This window comes from Pseudomonas sp. R1-6, assembly GCF_051132115.1.
GTDB lineage: Bacteria > Pseudomonadota > Gammaproteobacteria > Pseudomonadales > Pseudomonadaceae > Aquipseudomonas.
Genome location: NZ_CP071662.1, coordinates 2070274 through 2085022 on the forward strand (window position 1 = coordinate 2070274; position 14749 = coordinate 2085022).

The following is a 14749-nucleotide window of genomic DNA, read 5'->3' on the forward strand; positions in this document are numbered from 1 at the left end:
GGCGCGATGCTGCCATAGACGGGCTCGAAGGCGTCTCATAGGCGGACCACCCGGATCCGGTCACCCTCTGCAATGCCCAACGCATGCAACATATCGGGCTGCAATGGGACAGGGCCTTCGCCGTTGACTTCCAGGTCGGCGACAATGGCTCGGTAATGGCCCAGGCGATCGTTGCTGACCAGGTAGCGACCCGTGGCGTCGATGTGTCGGCTCTGGCGCGCGATAGCCAAGTGACTCTGGGTGATCGAGCGGATGTTCGCGACCCGGGCGTGCAGCGTGGGGCCACCGTCGAAGATATCCACGTAGTTGTTGGTTTCGAAACCCTCGCGCTCGAGGATGTCGAAGGCTTCCTGGCCGTCCGGGTGGACCCGGCCTATGCAGGCCTGGGCCGCCGGGGGCAGCATCGGGACATAGATCGGGTATTGAGGCATCAGCTCTGCGAGGAAGGTTCGGCTGCGCAAGCCGCACAGACGTTCGGCCTCGGTGTAGGGCAGGTCGAAAAAATGCTGTCCGACGGCGTCCCAGAAGGGCGACTGGCCATCCTCGCTGCTGAAACCGACGATCTCAGTGATCACCGAGTCGGCAAAGCGCCGCGGGTGGGCGCCGATGAACATCAGCCGCGCCCGGGAAAGCAACTCCGACTCCGGCGTGCGTACCCGTGCAGCGTCGATGTGGAAACCGCGCAGCAGCGTCTGACCGTTGAGGTCCTGGCAGAGCGACAGCGCGGGTACGCCGTGCTGGATGTTCAGCTCGCGGGATTCGCTGGAAAACGGCCGGTTGCGCAGGCTGTAGAATGGTTCGCCGCAACCCGTGGTGGCGACAATTTCCGAACAGCCCACGAGGCGACCTGATTCCAGCTCCTGCAAAACAAAAAAATAATTCTCCCCGCCCGGGGTGTGCACTTCGGCCTCGAAGGAGGCGCACGAGGCGAGAATTTTTTCCCGCAGGTGATCGACGTCGTCGGGGAGCGAAGTGACGCCTACCAGGCTATCGCGGGCCAGCTGTTGCAGTTGCGGCAAATCGGTCAATTGAACTGGACGTAAAGCCAGCATGGATTGCACTCCTGTTCCAAAGAACCCGCTGATAGGCACCGGGCTTGACGATCACTGTCGTTGTCCACGCGTTGTTGCTTTGCAGCTGAAAACTCTACACCGTCGTGTTTATAGCAGGGGAGCGAGGTATGCGCTCCAGGTCCTTAACGACTCGAGGCTGCGCAGTTGGTCGTTGCGCACTTCGATCAGCACCGAATCCAGGCCGCGGCCGTCGCCATGTACCGGAACCGTCATGTCGCTCAAGGGGCTGACCTTGTAGGGCTGGTTGCCGGCGACCCGCAGCGAGTGCCGGGCCAGCCCTTCGACGATGTGCTGGGCATATTCCCTGGCTTCGCCAAACAGGACGCCGGCCTCGAGTGCGCGCGGCTGGCCGTAGAACACCGGGGTGAAACTATGGATGCCCACTACCCGCACGACCCGGTTGTCAGCCAGGCGGCGGTCGATCAGGGTTCGCAGTCGGTCATGAAAAGGGTGGAACAGGCACTGCTGGCGGTATTCGCGCGTGGCGTCGTCCAGCGAGTGGTTGCCGGGGATCTGGTAGATCTCGCTTTGCGCCGGGATGCTGTCGGGGACGTGCAATGGGCGGTTCAGGTCGATCAACAGTCGCGAGTAGTTGGCCGACAGCAGGGTCGCGCCAAGGGTTTCGGACAGCCGCTCGGCCAAGGCCAGGGCACCGATGTCCCAGGCGATATGTTCCTGGGCCGCCGTCTCATCCAGACCCAGGTCATTGAGCGCGCCTGGGATGAATCGGCTGGCGTGTTCACAGACCAGCAGCAGCGGATGGTCCGACTCTTCCCGCAGCAATCTGAAAGCAGGCTTGGTGTACAGACCTGATTCGGCGCATTCAATGGGTTCGCGCATAGTGCTCACAAGGCTCGGCAGATGGCGACGCCTGGGTCAAGGCCGGCTCCCGGGCCTTCAAGGCTGGACAGGCTTCAACCAGCGGGCTGGACACCGCTTCGAACAATGCCCGACTGCGCAGGGCATCTATGGCCTGGCTTTCCGATGGCGGCAAAACCAGGCATGGATCGCTGGTCTGGTCTCTGGAGAGAGGCATCCGTGCTCCTTGCCTGGATGGGTGTTGGGTTTTTTTCATCATTTCGAAAATAGTATTTGGGTAGCGGGTGCTACGTGTCCAGAGGTTTTTACGTTCCGTTTAAAAAGTCTGAACTTATGTGTAAGCCTTGTAGGGCAAGGCTTTGGTTGAGGTGCCTTTGTATGTCAGGTAATGCTTCTGCCGGTGTCGGACATAACGCCTTTTTGTCCAACGTTATTGGAGTTCATATAAGGTGCTGTACAACAAAGTGCGCCATTGCCCTGTCACTGATCCCCTCCAACCGCCCGAGAACCCCCGTGCAAGCGACCCGCCTGACCTTGATGTGCCACGCCCGCACCGCCGCTCAGAAAAGCGCTCGCTTGGGCCTGGACGAACCGCTGGATGCCGGTTGGCTGGCGAAGCGCCCCGAGATCGGTCGCCAATACCACCATGTCCGGCATCTGCTCTGCGGGCCGGAACTGAGGACGCGCCAGACGGCGGCCTTGTTGGGTGACTCACCCGTGGTGACCCCGGCATTGGCCGATTGTGATTTCGGACGGTGGCGGGGGGCATCGATCGACGAGTTGCTCGCGACCGAACCGCAGCACCTCCAGGCGTGGTGCGATGATCCGGACGCCGCACCCCACGGCGGTGAATCCGTCAGCCAATTGTGTCGGCGCGTCGGTGACTGGCTGGCGTCCCTGGAAAAGACCCCGGGTCGTTGGTTGGCCGTTACCCATCCGTTCGTGATCCGCGCCGCCATGATGAACGTGCTGGGCTGCCAACCGGCCATGTTCAACCGGATCGATATCGAACCCCTTGGCGTCGTTGACCTGCGATTCAACGGGGTTTGGCGCTTGCGAGCCTTGGAGTCACGACCATGAAAAAACTCTTGGTGATCGGCATCGGTGCAGGTGATCCGGACCACTTGACGATGCAGGCGGTGAAGGCCTTGAACCAGGTGGATGTGTTTTTCCTGATGGACAAGGGGCCTGCCAAGGACGGGTTGCTGGACTTGCGCCGCGAGATCTGTCGACGCTATATCGCCGACCATTCCTACCGTTTCGTCGAAGCCAGCAGTCCTGAGCGCGAGCGCGGCGATTCGGACTACGCGGGCACTGTCACGGAGCTGAATCGGGCGAAGCAGGCCATTTTCGAAGGGCTGATCGATGAGCAGTTATCGGACGGACAATGCGGCGGTTTCCTGGTGTGGGGCGACCCGTCGTTGTACGACAGCACCTTGCGTATTCTCCAGGCGATCCTTGATTCGGGACGCTGCGCTTTCGAGTTCGAAGTGATCCCTGGCATCACCAGCGTCCAGGCCCTCGCGGCGCGACATAAAGTGTCATTGAATACCATTGGCGGTTCGCTGGAGATCACCACTGGCCGGCGGTTGGCGGCGGGGCAGGTCGGCGACGCGGAGAGCGTGGTGGTGATGCTCGATGCGCAGGACGCGTATCGTCAGGTACGCGATCCGGACCTGCACATCTACTGGGGCGCCTATGTAGGGACGGCGGACGAAATCCTGGTCGCCGGCCGGCTGGGGGACGTGGCCGATGACATCGAACGCACTCGCCAGGCGGCGCGGCAGGCCAATGGCTGGATCATGGACACGTACTTGTTGCGCAGACGCTGAGCGTCGCGAGCAAACCTGGGCGAAGCTCATGCTGGGTTCATCCCCGCCCAAACCGCTCTCGGTAGACCGACGGCGCAACCCCCACCACGCTACGAAATGCCACGCGGAAACTTTCCACCGAGCGGTAGCCGCAGAGTTGGGCAATGATGTCGGTGTTGTCGCTCGTGCTCTCCAGCAGTTCCCGCGCCCGAGCCAGGCGTTCATGTTGCAGCCAGGCCTTGGGTGAAAGGCCAGAGGCCTGGGTGAAGCGGCGCAGGAAGGTTCGTTCGCTCATGGCGGCGTGGCTTGCCAGCTCGCGCACACCCAGCGGCTCGTGGAGACGTTCCCGGGCCCATTGCATGACGCCGGACAAGTCGCTGCGCGGTGTGCGACTGACCGGCGACGGAATGAATTGCGCCTGGCCGCCGGTGCGTTGCGTCGGCATGACCAGCCGGCGTGCCACGGTGTTGGCGACCTGGGCTCCGAAATCCCGCGCAACCAGGTGCAGGCACGCATCGATGCCTGCCGCGCTGCCAGCCGACGTGATCACTTGGCCTGAATCGACATAAAGCACGTCGGGATCCACATCGATGGCGGGGTAGCGCTCGGCGAGCTCGTCGGTGTAGCGCCAATGAGTCGTGGCGCCCAGGCCATCGAGCAACCCCGTAGCGGCAAGCACGAACGCTCCTGAACAGATCGACAACAAACGGGCGCCGCGTTCATGGGCTCGCCGCAGGGCCTGGAGCAGGGCATCGGAGGGCGGACCGCTGCGAATGCGCCAGCCCGGCACGACAATCGTACGAGCGCTGTCGAGCAGTTCCATGCCGCCATCGGCCAGCACCTGGAAGCCGCCCATGGCGCGCATCGGGCCTTCGTCGACGGCGACGATGCGGTGCTCATACCACGGGAAATCGAACTCGGGCCGTGCCAGTCCGAATATCTCGACGGCGACGCCGAACTCGAACGTGCACAGGCCGTCGTAGGCAAGGATCGCGACGAGGCCGGGTGTAGGATGCATTTGGCGGAAAATTCCCACAGAGTGTCGTATCCGCCACTGTAGCGGTAAGCGCCAGGTCGATAAAGTCTCTTCGAGCCCTTTTGTTCCAGGAGTAAAAATCATGACCAGCCCCGTTAGCGAAGTGCCTGCCGCCTCATCCGACCTGGCCTTGCAACACTTCAGCCGGCGCCTGATGTTCGAAACCGACTGTTCCGATGTCCATGCCAGCCAGGAAACGGGCGATGTCGATTTTGTACTGGTGGATGTACGCGGTCCGCTGGCCTACGAGCGCGGGCATGTGCCGGGGGCGATCAATCTTCCAACCCGCACGCTCACCGCGCACGCACTGGCGGCCTATCCCGAGACGACTCTGTTCGTGGTCTATTGCGCCGGGCCACACTGCAACGGCGCCAACAAGGCTGCGGTCCGCCTGGCGACCCTCGGGTATCCGGTCAAGGAAATGATTGGCGGCGTCATGGGCTGGCTCGACGAGGGCTTTCGCCTGACCGGTTCCGTAGAGCGCGTGGCGGAGAAGATCGTCAGCTGCGATTGCTGAAATTTTCCGGCGGCTTGTTCACGTAGTGGCGAGGCAGCTTGCTCCCGCTGGGCTGCGTAGCAGTCCTGAGCGGTGCAGAACCTCGCCACTAGCGTTTGCCTCTGTCAGGCTTTTCGTAAATTCATGATCCTCAGCCAAGCCTGGGTATTTCTATAACTATTTGTCGCCTCTACGTAATTCCCCTCCCGAGTGCCCCTCTAGACTCCCGCCCACTTCGGTTTCCCAGACCGAACGCTGTTTCCGAATCTGCCAATAACGATCAAAAAAACCTGCGCACTCAGGAGCAAAAATGAAGAAGCTTGTCATGTTCGGTGCCCTGGCACTGTCCGTATTATCCTTCTCAGCCGTGGCCGAAGACGCCAAGCCGATCCGTCTCGGGATCGAGGCCGGGTATCCACCCTTTTCGATGAAAACCCCTGACGGCAAGCTGGCCGGCTTCGATGTGGATATCGGCGACGCGTTGTGCGAGCAGATGAAGGTCAAGTGTGTCTGGGTCGAGCAGGAGTTCGACGGCCTGATCCCGGCGCTGAAGGTCAAGAAAATCGACGCGGTCCTGTCGTCCATGACGATCACGGACGACCGCAAGAAAAACGTCGACTTCACCATCAAGTACTACCACACCCCGGCGCGTTTCGTGATGAAGCAAGGCACCGACGTCAAGGACCCGCTGACCGAGCTCAAGGGCAAGAAAGTCGGTGTACTGCGCGCCAGTACCCATGACCGCTTCGCGACCGAAGTGCTGGTGCCGGCGGGGATCAACCTGGTGCGCTACACCTCCCAGCAGGAGGCCAACCTGGACATGGTTGCCGGTCGCCTCGACGCGATGCTGGCTGACTCGGTCAACCTCGACGAAGGTTTCCTGAAAACCGACGCCGGCAAAGGTTTTGCCTTCGTCGGGCCTACCTATGAAGACGCCAAGTACTTCGGCGGCGGCGCCGGCATTGCGGTGCGCAAGGGTGATAAAGAGCTTGCCGAGAAATTCAACGCTGCCATCGCTGAAATCCGCGCCAATGGCACCTACAAGAAAGTGCAGGACAAATACTTCGCCTTTGACGTCTACGGGCATTAATAGCTGAAGCCCACAGGTGGCCCGCCGCTGACCCGGCCGGCCACCTTTTTCATGGGCGATTGTTTTACCCTGAGCCTGTCGAGAAACCGATATCTGGAGTGCCTATGCAACGCATCGACCATATCCTGCCATGGAGTCACCTGGGCACGGAGCGTTCGCTCAGCGTGTTTCGTTACGGCCACGGGCCGCGCAAGGCGTACATCCAGGCGAGCCTGCATGCCGACGAGTTGCCGGGCATGCGCACGGCATGGGAGCTGAAACAGCGACTGAACGATCTTGAAGCCCGTGGTTTGCTCAAAGGCGTGATCGAGCTCGTGCCGGTGGCCAATCCCATCGGCCTGGATCAGCATCTGCAAAGCGCCCATATGGGGCGTTTCGAGCTGGGCAGCGGCAAGAATTTCAACCGTTCCTTCGTCGAACTCAGCGCCCCGGTGGCGCAACGCATCGGTGACCGTCTCGGGGATGACCCGGCTGCCAACATCACCCTGATTCGCCAGACAATGGTCGAGGTGCTGGAAGATCTGCCGCCGCCACCTTCCCAGCTTGAAGCCCTGCACCGGCTATTGCTTCGCCACGCCTGCGACGCCGATGTCACTCTGGATCTGCACTGTGATTTCGAGGCCGCGATCCACTTGTATGCCTTGCCCCAGCAATGGCCGCAGTGGCGCTCATTGGCCGCGCGGTTGAAGGCCGGGGTGGCGTTGCTGTGTGAAGATTCGGGCGGCAGTTCGTTCGATGAGTCCTGCTCGACGCCCTGGTTGCGCCTGGCTAGGATTTTTCCGCAAGCGGCGATTCCGCCGGCCAACCTGGCGACGACGCTCGAACTGGGCAGCATGGGCGACACCCGGGTGGAGCAGGCCCAGGCCAATTGCGAAGCCATCCTGGGATTTCTCGCGGAACAGGGCCTCATCGCCGGTGACTGGCCGGCCGCGCCGCAAGAATGCTGCGAGGGCTTGCCGTTCGAAGGCACGCAATACCTGTTCGCGCCGCACCATGGCGTGGTGAGTTTCCTGCGGGAGGCCGGGGAGTGGGTGGAGCGCGGCGATCCGCTGTTCGAGGTGGTCGATCCGTTGAATGACCGGGTCAGCGTTGTGCCAGCGGGCACCAGCGGCGTACTGTTCGCCCTGGATCGTGGGCGCTACACCCAGCCAGGTATCTGGCAGGCGAAAGTCGCCGGGCGCGAGCCTATTCGGGCGGGGAAATTGATCAACGACTGATAAGTGCTGTCTACCTCACCGCACGGTCGTTGTCGTGCGGCTATCCAATGATGGAGGAAGACTGATGCTCAAAGCGTTCGCCCTGTTTCTGCTGCTGGTATCGGCCGGCGTGCAGGCCCAACCGTCGCTGCAAACGGATTTGCCCCTCAATTACCTGGTCCGCGCCGACGAGCAGGCCCGAAACCGGCCGCTGGTGATTTTCCTGCACGGTTCGGGCAGCAACGAAAAGGATCTGCTCAGGCTCGCCGATGAACTGCCCAGGCACTACAACTACCTCTCGGTGCGCGCGCCCAAGTCCATGGAACCGGGCCACTACCAATGGTTCGCCAAAAAGGGCGAGGGCGCGTATGACGGTGACACTTCAGACTTGAAGGCCAGTGGCCAGATGCTTATGGAGTTCATCGAAAAGGCGCGGGCCAAGTACCCGACCGATGCGGGCAACGTCTACCTGGTGGGCTTCAGCCAGGGCGCGATGATGAGCTACGAAATCGCCTTGCGACACCCGGAAGCCGTCGGGGGCATCGCTGCGATGGGTGGGCGAATCCTGCCGGTGCTGCGGGCCGAACTGACGCCCGACGAGGCGCGAAGGGCGCTAGCCGTGTTCATCGGCCACGGCACCGCGGATCCGATCATTCCCTTCCATGACGGCACCGACGCCGACACCTTCCTAAAGACCCTGGCCCTGGAGCCGGAATTCCATGCCTATCCGGGCCTTGGCCATGAGATCAATGCGCAGGAAGTGAAGGATCTGCGGGCCTGGCTTGAGCGACTCAACCCCTGATAGGCACACCAGCCCCAAAAGGAGATTGTGCTGCGCTTGGGTTTTGAGTCATCCACAAATCCAGTGTGGGAGCGAGCCTGCTCGCGATGGCGGTGTTTCAGTTGATGGGGATGCCGAATGTACCGCCGTCATCGCGAGCAAGCTCGCTCCCACAGGGGGGGTGTGCTGCGCTTGGGTTTTGAGTCATCCACAAATCCAGTGTGGGAGCGAGCCTGCTCGCGATGGCGGTGTTTCAGTTGATGGGGATGCTGAATGTACCGCCGTCATCGCGAGCAGACTCGCACCCACAGGGGGGTGTGCTGCGCTTGGGTTTTGAGTCATCCACAAATCCAGTGTGGGAGCGAGCCTGCTCGCGATGGCGGTGTTTCAGTTGATGGGGATGCCGAATGTACCGCCGTCATCGCGAGCAGGCTCGCTCCCAAAGGGGGGGGGCTGCGCTTGGGTTTTGAGTCATCCACAAATCCAGTGTGGGAGCGAGCCTACTCGCGATGGCGGTGTTTCAGTTGATGGGGATGCCGAATGTACCGCCGTCATCGCGAGCAGACTCGCACCCACAGGGGGGTGTGCTGCGCTTGGGTTTTGAGTCCTCCACAAATCCAGTGTGGGAGCGAGCCTGCTCGCGATGGCGGTGTTTCAGTTGATGGGGATGCTGAATGTACCGCCGTCATCGCGAGCAGGCTCGCTCCCACAGGGGGGTGTGCTGCGCTTGGGTTTTGAGTCCTCCATAAATCCAGTGTGGGAGCGAGCCTGCTCGCGATGGCGGTGTTTCAGTTGATGGGGATGCTGAATGTACCGCCGTCATCGCGAGCAGGCTCGCTCCCACAGGGGGGGGCTGCGCTTGGGTTTTGAGTCCTCCACAAATCCAGTGTGGGAGCGAGCCTGCTCGCGATGGCGGTGTTTCAGTTGATGGGGATGCCGAATGTACCGCCGTCATCGCGAGCAAGCTCGCTCCCACAGGGGGGGTGTGCTGCGCTTGGGTTTTGAGTCATCCACAAATCCAGTGTGGGAACGAGCTTGCTCGCGATGGCGGTGTTTCAGTTGATGGGATGCCGAATGTATCGCCGTCATCGCGAGCAGGCTCGCTCCCACGGGTCAGGCATGCTGCGCCAGTGTTCTCACTTCCCGCTGGCGATCTGCTTGACCAGCGCCTCATGGCCGGCCTGGTCGCTGGCCCTGGAAATGATCTGCACCACGGCCATACGGGTGCCGGAGGCGCCGATCAGCGTGGTGTCCAACGTCGGCCCGCCACCCTGCGTGGCCTTGGTGTCGAGCTGACGCAGGCCCAGACCGGTGGTTTTCTGGACCAGGCTTTGTTCGCCAAGAATTTTGGCATCCGGCAGAGCCTTGGTTTTCTGGACGGCAAAATCGGCAAAGGTGCTGTCCAGGAAGGCCGCGTCGTTGTCCTTCACATTCGCCCCGTCGACCAAGGTGTTTTCAGCCGTGATCACCACTGTCTTGCTCGTGGCATTGCTGTACATCATACCGGTCGCCCCGGCTGTCCCCTGGGCCACTTCGCCCGCGGATAACGGCGTTGCCGTGTAGCCCTTGGGCAGGGTGAAGCTGAACTTGCCGCCCAGCATCGAAATCTTCTGGACCGGTGCCTGGGCCACGGTCTTGGGCTGGGCCGCCATGGCAGGCCATGCGGCCAGGCTGGCGACCGCCGTCAGCAGCACGGCGGCGGCTCGTTTACTCAGCAATGACATTAAAACGCTCCACGCAGGCTCGATCTAAAGCTGGATCATCCCATGGGCCTGGCCTTGACTCCAGCGCCCGACCGTCAAGGACGATCCCAGTAGGGCACCTCGCCGAAACATTTAAGGAAAAAGTCGATCACCGTACGCACCTTCACCGACAGGCGTCGGCTGCCGGGCCAGAGGATAGCGATTTGCTGGGGTTCGAGGCTGTTGGACGCTTCGTAGTCGCTCAGCACCGGCACCAGCGTTCCGCTGCGCACGGCTTCGCCGATGAGCCACGACGGGAACATCACCAGGCCCAGCCCTTGCACGGCGGCCTGGGTCAGGGTGTCGGCGTGGTTGCCGGTGATCGGGCCCCTGACACTGTATGGCGTCCAGGTTTGACCGGGACGTCGGAAGAACCAGCGCTGCTGGCCCGCCACGCCTTTATAGGCCAGGCACTCATGGGCAGCCAGGTCCTGGGGCTTGCGTGGCGTGCCATGACGGGCGAGGTAGTCGGGGCTTGCGGCAATCTGGAAGCGGTGCGGCGCGACGATCCGCGCCTGCATGCTGGAATCGTGCAGCGGCCCGATGCGAAAGAGCAGGTCGGCACCTTGCTGCAGCGGGTCCACATAATTGTCGGTCTGCTGGATGTCCAACTGCAGCTTGGGGTAGCGCTCGCACAACTGGCCCAGCCACGGCGTCAGGTGTCGCTGGCCGAACACCACGGGAGCGTTGATCCGTATCAGCCCGGCCGGCTCGCTGTACTGCTCCTGCAAGGCTTGTTCGGCTTCCTCCAGTTGCACCAGCAACAACCGTGCGTGGTGACCGAGCAGGCGGCCGGCTTCGGTGGGCGAAACGGCGCGCGTGTGGCGATAGAGCAGTTGCTGGTTCAGCGCTTGCTCCATCAATTGGATCTGGCGGGAAATCGAAGAGGGCGCCAACCCCTCACGCCGCGCCACTTCCGAAAAGCTGCCGTGATCGAGCACCGCGACAAACAGTCGGAGTGCCTTGAAACCCAGTTCATCGAGTCCTTGCATGGGAAATCCGCTGTGCGTACTGCGCAAAAGTGTTGTGGGAATGCTCACATTTATCGCATAGGAGCGCCAGTTGATAATGCCCGTCGTTTCTTTCCAAGACAGGTATATTCGATGCAACCGACATCACAAGACGCGGCCGCGCCGATAGAGGCTGCGGCGCCACCCCGGCCATTTTTGCGCTGGCTATTGTTGCCCCTGGTCATCTTGGCGGGCATGGGATTGTCGGTGGAGGCCGGTCTGTTGGGACCGTTGGGCATCCAGGTCGGCCATCTATGGGCGACGTTGAGCATCTTTGGCGTGGGCGCCGCGCTGTTGTTCCTGCTGCTGTTGCTCAGCGGCCCCCAGCGAGGCCCATCACTGGACACGCTGCCGCGCTGGCAATTGATCGGCGGCTTTCTGGGACCCATCTATGTGGTGGTCCTGACCCTCGCCACCCCTCACATCGGTATTGCGATGACCATGATCGCGATCCTCTCCGGCCAAGTGGGCAAAAGCGTGCTGATCGACCATTTCGGTTGGTTCGGCGCGAGTCGCAAGCGGGTCAATCGCGAGCGTTGGCTGGCGTTGGCGTTGATTGTGGTCGCCCTTGTCCTGATAGCCCGAGGTTGATATGAGCATCATTGTGTTATTGCTGGTGGTCGTTGCCGCCGGCGCGGTACTGAGCGTTCAGGCCGCGATCAACGGACGCCTGGGCGAGACGGTTGGCGTGCTGCGCAGCAGCCTGCTGACCTTTGTGGTGGGCACGGTGGTCACGGGGCTGTTGATCGTGTTTTTCGAGCCGGCGCATGCCATGAGCCTGTTGGAGGTGCCCAAGTGGCAGCTCAGCGGTGCGTTGTTTGGCGTGGTGTACATGATAGTGATGGTCGGCGCGGTGCCACGAGTCGGCACGGCCGTTGCCACCGTGGCGGTCATTGTCGGGCAACTGGGCATGGGCATGCTGATCGATAACTTCGGCTGGCTGGGCAATCCGGCGATCGAACTGTCCAGCAGTCGCTTGCTGGCCATGGCCTGCCTGGCTTTGGCGCTGGTGTTCATGTACCGCAGCAGTACACCGCGCGCCTGAGCGCTTCAGTCCGGTTCGACGTCCAGCTGCAAGCTGTCATCGGCCAGGCGCTCGGAACGCCGGACGATACCGCTGATGCGTCGGCCTTCGGCGCTGAACACCACGATCTGGGCCTTTGCCAGGTCTTCGGGCAGCGGCGGGCGTACATGCAGGGCAAACCACGGCGGCTCGCCGTCGTCCAGACGCTTGACGTCGAACAGGCAGTCGACGCTTTTGGTCTCGCGGCCGAACAGCGTGTCGAGACCGTAATCAAGATGAGTCGTCGCGGGTGGGGTTGGGTCCATCGGCTATCTCCTTGGAAGGCTCGGCTATTGTTCAAGTGAGTCCCGCGACGCCGGAAAAATTCCGTCGGATACGCGGCGATTGATCGCGACGGGCGGTGGGCGGCGGACGTTGCTGGTAGAATTGCCGACCTTGACTTACGAGAGGTATGCCCATGAGCGAGCCGATTCGCCTGACCCAGTACAGCCACGGTGCCGGTTGCGGCTGCAAGATTTCGCCCCAGGTGCTGGAAGTGATCCTGGCCGGCAGCGGTGCGCAGAACCTTGACCCCAAGCTTTGGGTCGGCAATGCCTCCCGGGACGATGCAGCGGTGTATGCCATCGACGAGGAGCGCGGGGTGGTCTCGACCACCGATTTCTTCATGCCGATCGTCGACGATCCTTTCGATTTCGGACGCATCGCCGCGACCAATGCCATCAGTGATATCTACGCCATGGGCGGCGATCCGCTGATGGCGATTGCAATCCTCGGCTGGCCCGTCAACGTACTGGCCCCGGAGATTGCCCGGGAGGTCATTCGTGGTGGCCGCTCGGTGTGCGACGAGGCGGGCATTCCCTTGGCGGGCGGCCATTCGATCGATGCGCCGGAGCCAATGTTTGGCCTCGCGGTGACGGGGCTCCTGCACAAGCGCCACATGAAGCGCAACGACACCGCCGTCGCGGGTTGCCGCTTGTACCTGACCAAACCCCTGGGCATCGGCATCCTCACGACCGCGGAAAAGAAAGGCAAGCTGCGCGCCGCCGACGTGGGCCTGGCCCGGGATTGGATGTGCACCCTCAACAAGCCCGGCAGCCATTTCGGCAAGCTCGACGGCGTGGCCGCAATGACCGATGTCACCGGTTTCGGCTTGCTCGGACACTTGGTGGAGATGGCCGATGGCAGCCAGCTCACCGCACGCATCCGCTACGACGCCGTGCCGCGCTTGCCGGGTGTCGAGTACTACCTGGACCTGGGCTGCGTGCCAGGCGGCACACTGCGCAACTATGACAGCTACGCCAGCAGGGTCGGTCGGGTCCAGGAGTTGCACAAGCGCGTGCTGTGCGACCCGCAGACCAGCGGCGGCTTGCTGGTTGCCGTCACGCCCGAAGGCGAAAGCGAATTCCTGCAGGTTGCCGTCGAGCTGGGCCTTTCGCTGGAGCCGATCGGTGAATTGGTCGAGCGACAGAGCCACGCGGTCGAGGTGTTCTGATGCCCCGCGACATCACCGATTACCGCGATATCTTCGTCAACGACCGTCCGATGATGGACACCCGAGCGCCCGTCGAATTTCTCAAGGGCGCGTTTCCCGGCGTGGTCAACCTGCCCCTGATGACCGACATCGAACGGCAACGCGTTGGCACTTGCTATAAACAACAGGGCCAGCAAGCTGCCATCGTCCTCGGGCATCAATTGGTTAGCGGTGACACCAAGGCCCAGCGCATCCAGGCCTGGTCCGACTTCGCCCGTTCCCATCCCGACGGAGTGCTTTATTGCTTTCGTGGTGGCTTGCGCTCGCAGATTGTCCAGCAGTGGCTCAAGGAAGAAGCCGGCATCGACTACCCCCGTGTCGGCGGTGGCTACAAGGCCATGCGTACCTTTCTGCTCGAAACCGTCGATCAAGCGGCTGCCCAGTGCGACCTGGTCTTGTTGGGCGGCATGACCGGCACGGGCAAGACCGAAGTGCTGACGCAACTGCCCAACGCACTGGACCTGGAAGGCTATGCGAATCATCGCGGTTCCAGCTTTGGCAAGCGCGCCACCGGGCAGCCGTCCAACATCGATTTCGAAAACCTGCTGGCGGTGGATGTGCTGAAGAAGCGCGCCGCCGGGCTCGAGCAATTCGTGCTGGAAGACGAAAGTCGCATGGTGGGCAGCTGCGCCGTGCCGCTGCCGTTGTACCAGCGTATGCAGCAGGTGCCGATGGTCTGGCTAGAAGACAGCCTGGAGCGACGGGTCGAGCGCATCCTGAGTGATTATGTGACCAACCTTTGTGCCGAATTCATCGACGTGCATGGCGACGAAGGTTTCTCACTGTTTTCCGAACGGCTGCTGTCGAGCCTCGATAACATCCATAGGCGGCTGGGGGGCGACCGTCATCGCCGGTTGATGGACATCATGGAGGCGGCCCTGGCCGAGCAGGCCAGTACGGGAGCCGTCGATTTGCATCGCGGCTGGATCGAAGGCTTGCTGCGCGAATATTACGACCCGATGTACGTATTCCAGCGAGAAAAGAAGGGCGGGCGCATCGAGTTCGCCGGGGAGCAGGCGGCGGTATTGCAATACCTGCGTAAGCGCGCGGCTCGGGGCGGGTAGGGCGCCATCTGGCATTCAACACACCGTGCCCCTGTGGGAGCGAGCCTGCTCGCGAAGAGGCCGTTCCATGCACCAC

17 protein-coding genes are annotated in these 14749 nt (G+C 62.1%); 10 read left to right on the plus strand and 7 right to left on the minus strand.

Annotation, left to right across the window (positions count from 1 at the left end; all coding sequences use genetic code 11):
- Positions 1-35 precede the first annotated feature (35 nt).
- From J3P81_RS09580 to J3P81_RS09590, 3 genes are all read right to left on the minus strand, one after another.
- On the minus strand, positions 36-1052 hold the full coding sequence (locus tag J3P81_RS09580) for an arginine N-succinyltransferase (RefSeq protein ID WP_434563387.1): 1017 nt from the start codon (positions 1050-1052) through the stop codon (positions 36-38).
- 108 nt (positions 1053-1160) lie between these two features.
- A complete protein-coding gene (locus J3P81_RS09585) occupies positions 1161-1913 on the minus strand; it encodes an N-formylglutamate amidohydrolase (protein ID WP_420764589.1) in 753 nt (250 codons plus the stop codon).
- The gene (locus J3P81_RS09590; RefSeq protein WP_434563389.1) at positions 1897-2109 is read right to left on the minus strand and encodes a hypothetical protein; all 213 of its coding nucleotides are present in this window, start codon (positions 2107-2109) and stop codon (positions 1897-1899) included. The genes J3P81_RS09585 and J3P81_RS09590 overlap by 17 nt, the downstream gene beginning before the upstream one ends.
- Before the next feature lie 296 nt (positions 2110-2405).
- Between J3P81_RS09590 and J3P81_RS09595 the strand changes: the two genes are divergently transcribed.
- Both J3P81_RS09595 and cobF read left to right on the plus strand, forming a co-directional pair.
- Positions 2406-2972 carry a histidine phosphatase family protein gene (locus J3P81_RS09595; protein WP_434563391.1) on the plus strand — a complete coding sequence of 189 codons (567 nt, stop codon included), beginning with the start codon at positions 2406-2408 and terminating at the stop codon, positions 2970-2972.
- Positions 2969-3724, plus strand: coding sequence for a precorrin-6A synthase (deacetylating) (gene cobF / locus J3P81_RS09600; RefSeq protein WP_434563393.1), 756 nt, complete (start codon positions 2969-2971; stop codon positions 3722-3724). Before J3P81_RS09595 ends, cobF begins: the two co-directional genes overlap by 4 nt.
- Before the next feature lie 37 nt (positions 3725-3761).
- Here cobF and ftrA read toward each other — a convergent pair whose 3' ends face one another.
- Complete coding sequence (gene ftrA, locus J3P81_RS09605; protein WP_434563395.1) at positions 3762-4721, minus strand: transcriptional regulator FtrA; 960 nt, start codon at positions 4719-4721, stop codon at positions 3762-3764.
- Positions 4722-4821: 100 nt separating this feature from the next.
- Here ftrA and J3P81_RS09610 point away from each other — a divergent pair, with 100 nt between their 5' ends.
- The 4 genes from J3P81_RS09610 (at position 4822) to J3P81_RS09625 (ending at position 8323) form a co-directional block, all read left to right on the plus strand.
- A complete protein-coding gene (locus J3P81_RS09610) occupies positions 4822-5256 on the plus strand; it encodes a rhodanese-like domain-containing protein (protein WP_420764584.1) in 435 nt (144 codons plus the stop codon).
- Positions 5257-5545: 289 nt separating this feature from the next.
- On the plus strand, positions 5546-6325 hold the full coding sequence (locus J3P81_RS09615; RefSeq protein WP_420764583.1) for an ABC transporter substrate-binding protein: 780 nt from the start codon (positions 5546-5548) through the stop codon (positions 6323-6325).
- A 104-nt stretch (positions 6326-6429) separates the two neighbouring features.
- A complete protein-coding gene (locus J3P81_RS09620; protein ID WP_420764582.1) occupies positions 6430-7542 on the plus strand; it encodes a succinylglutamate desuccinylase/aspartoacylase family protein in 1113 nt (370 codons plus the stop codon).
- A gap of 64 nt (positions 7543-7606) precedes the next feature.
- A complete protein-coding gene (locus tag J3P81_RS09625; RefSeq protein ID WP_434563397.1) occupies positions 7607-8323 on the plus strand; it encodes an alpha/beta hydrolase in 717 nt (238 codons plus the stop codon).
- A 1115-nt stretch (positions 8324-9438) separates the two neighbouring features.
- Here the strand turns inward: J3P81_RS09625 and J3P81_RS09630 are convergent.
- Both J3P81_RS09630 and J3P81_RS09635 read right to left on the minus strand, forming a co-directional pair.
- A complete protein-coding gene (locus J3P81_RS09630) occupies positions 9439-10026 on the minus strand; it encodes a hypothetical protein (protein ID WP_420764580.1) in 588 nt (195 codons plus the stop codon).
- Between the two features lie 74 nt (positions 10027-10100).
- Positions 10101-11036: a LysR family transcriptional regulator gene (locus J3P81_RS09635; RefSeq protein ID WP_434563399.1), complete on the minus strand. Its 936-nt coding sequence runs from the start codon at positions 11034-11036 to the stop codon at positions 10101-10103.
- 111 nt (positions 11037-11147) lie between these two features.
- On the opposite strand from J3P81_RS09635, the gene J3P81_RS09640 reads away from it, so the two are divergent.
- Positions 11148-11645 (plus strand): DMT family transporter, encoded by a 498-nt coding sequence (locus tag J3P81_RS09640; RefSeq protein ID WP_434563401.1) that lies wholly within the window; start codon positions 11148-11150, stop codon positions 11643-11645.
- Between the two features lies 1 nt (position 11646).
- On the plus strand, positions 11647-12099 hold the full coding sequence (locus J3P81_RS09645) for a DMT family transporter (RefSeq protein ID WP_420764577.1): 453 nt from the start codon (positions 11647-11649) through the stop codon (positions 12097-12099).
- Between the two features lie 5 nt (positions 12100-12104).
- Here J3P81_RS09645 and J3P81_RS09650 read toward each other — a convergent pair whose 3' ends face one another.
- Positions 12105-12383 (minus strand): hypothetical protein, encoded by a 279-nt coding sequence (locus J3P81_RS09650; protein WP_434563403.1) that lies wholly within the window; start codon positions 12381-12383, stop codon positions 12105-12107.
- A 152-nt stretch (positions 12384-12535) separates the two neighbouring features.
- Here J3P81_RS09650 and selD point away from each other — a divergent pair, with 152 nt between their 5' ends.
- Positions 12536-13570, plus strand: a complete 1035-nt coding sequence (gene selD / locus J3P81_RS09655; protein WP_434563405.1) for a selenide, water dikinase SelD — start codon at positions 12536-12538, stop codon at positions 13568-13570.
- Complete coding sequence (mnmH, locus tag J3P81_RS09660) at positions 13570-14673, plus strand: tRNA 2-selenouridine(34) synthase MnmH (RefSeq protein ID WP_434563407.1); 1104 nt, start codon at positions 13570-13572, stop codon at positions 14671-14673. The genes selD and mnmH overlap by 1 nt, the downstream gene beginning before the upstream one ends.
- Positions 14674-14749: the final 76 nt, after the last annotated feature.

Excerpts from the sequence above, each read along its gene's own strand:
- ftrA (WP_434563395.1), bottom strand. The coding sequence starts at position 4,721 with ATGCATCCTACACCCGGCCTCGTCGCGATCCTTGCCTACGACGGCCTG.
- J3P81_RS09615 (WP_420764583.1), top strand. The coding sequence starts at position 5,546 with ATGAAGAAGCTTGTCATGTTCGGTGCCCTGGCACTGTCCGTATTATCC.
- J3P81_RS09590 (WP_434563389.1), bottom strand. The coding sequence starts at position 2,109 with ATGCCTCTCTCCAGAGACCAGACCAGCGATCCATGCCTGGTTTTGCCG.
- J3P81_RS09610 (WP_420764584.1), top strand. The coding sequence starts at position 4,822 with ATGACCAGCCCCGTTAGCGAAGTGCCTGCCGCCTCATCCGACCTGGCC.
- J3P81_RS09625 (WP_434563397.1), top strand. The coding sequence starts at position 7,607 with ATGCTCAAAGCGTTCGCCCTGTTTCTGCTGCTGGTATCGGCCGGCGTG.
- J3P81_RS09640 (WP_434563401.1), top strand. The coding sequence starts at position 11,148 with ATGCAACCGACATCACAAGACGCGGCCGCGCCGATAGAGGCTGCGGCG.
- J3P81_RS09630 (WP_420764580.1), bottom strand. The coding sequence starts at position 10,026 with ATGTCATTGCTGAGTAAACGAGCCGCCGCCGTGCTGCTGACGGCGGTC.
- J3P81_RS09620 (WP_420764582.1), top strand. The coding sequence starts at position 6,430 with ATGCAACGCATCGACCATATCCTGCCATGGAGTCACCTGGGCACGGAG.
- J3P81_RS09650 (WP_434563403.1), bottom strand. The coding sequence starts at position 12,383 with ATGGACCCAACCCCACCCGCGACGACTCATCTTGATTACGGTCTCGAC.
- cobF (WP_434563393.1), top strand. The coding sequence starts at position 2,969 with ATGAAAAAACTCTTGGTGATCGGCATCGGTGCAGGTGATCCGGACCAC.
- J3P81_RS09645 (WP_420764577.1), top strand. The coding sequence starts at position 11,647 with ATGAGCATCATTGTGTTATTGCTGGTGGTCGTTGCCGCCGGCGCGGTA.
- J3P81_RS09585 (WP_420764589.1), bottom strand. The coding sequence starts at position 1,913 with ATGCGCGAACCCATTGAATGCGCCGAATCAGGTCTGTACACCAAGCCT.
- J3P81_RS09635 (WP_434563399.1), bottom strand. The coding sequence starts at position 11,036 with ATGCAAGGACTCGATGAACTGGGTTTCAAGGCACTCCGACTGTTTGTC.
- selD (WP_434563405.1), top strand. The coding sequence starts at position 12,536 with ATGAGCGAGCCGATTCGCCTGACCCAGTACAGCCACGGTGCCGGTTGC.
- mnmH (WP_434563407.1), top strand. The coding sequence starts at position 13,570 with ATGCCCCGCGACATCACCGATTACCGCGATATCTTCGTCAACGACCGT.
- J3P81_RS09580 (WP_434563387.1), bottom strand. The coding sequence starts at position 1,052 with ATGCTGGCTTTACGTCCAGTTCAATTGACCGATTTGCCGCAACTGCAA.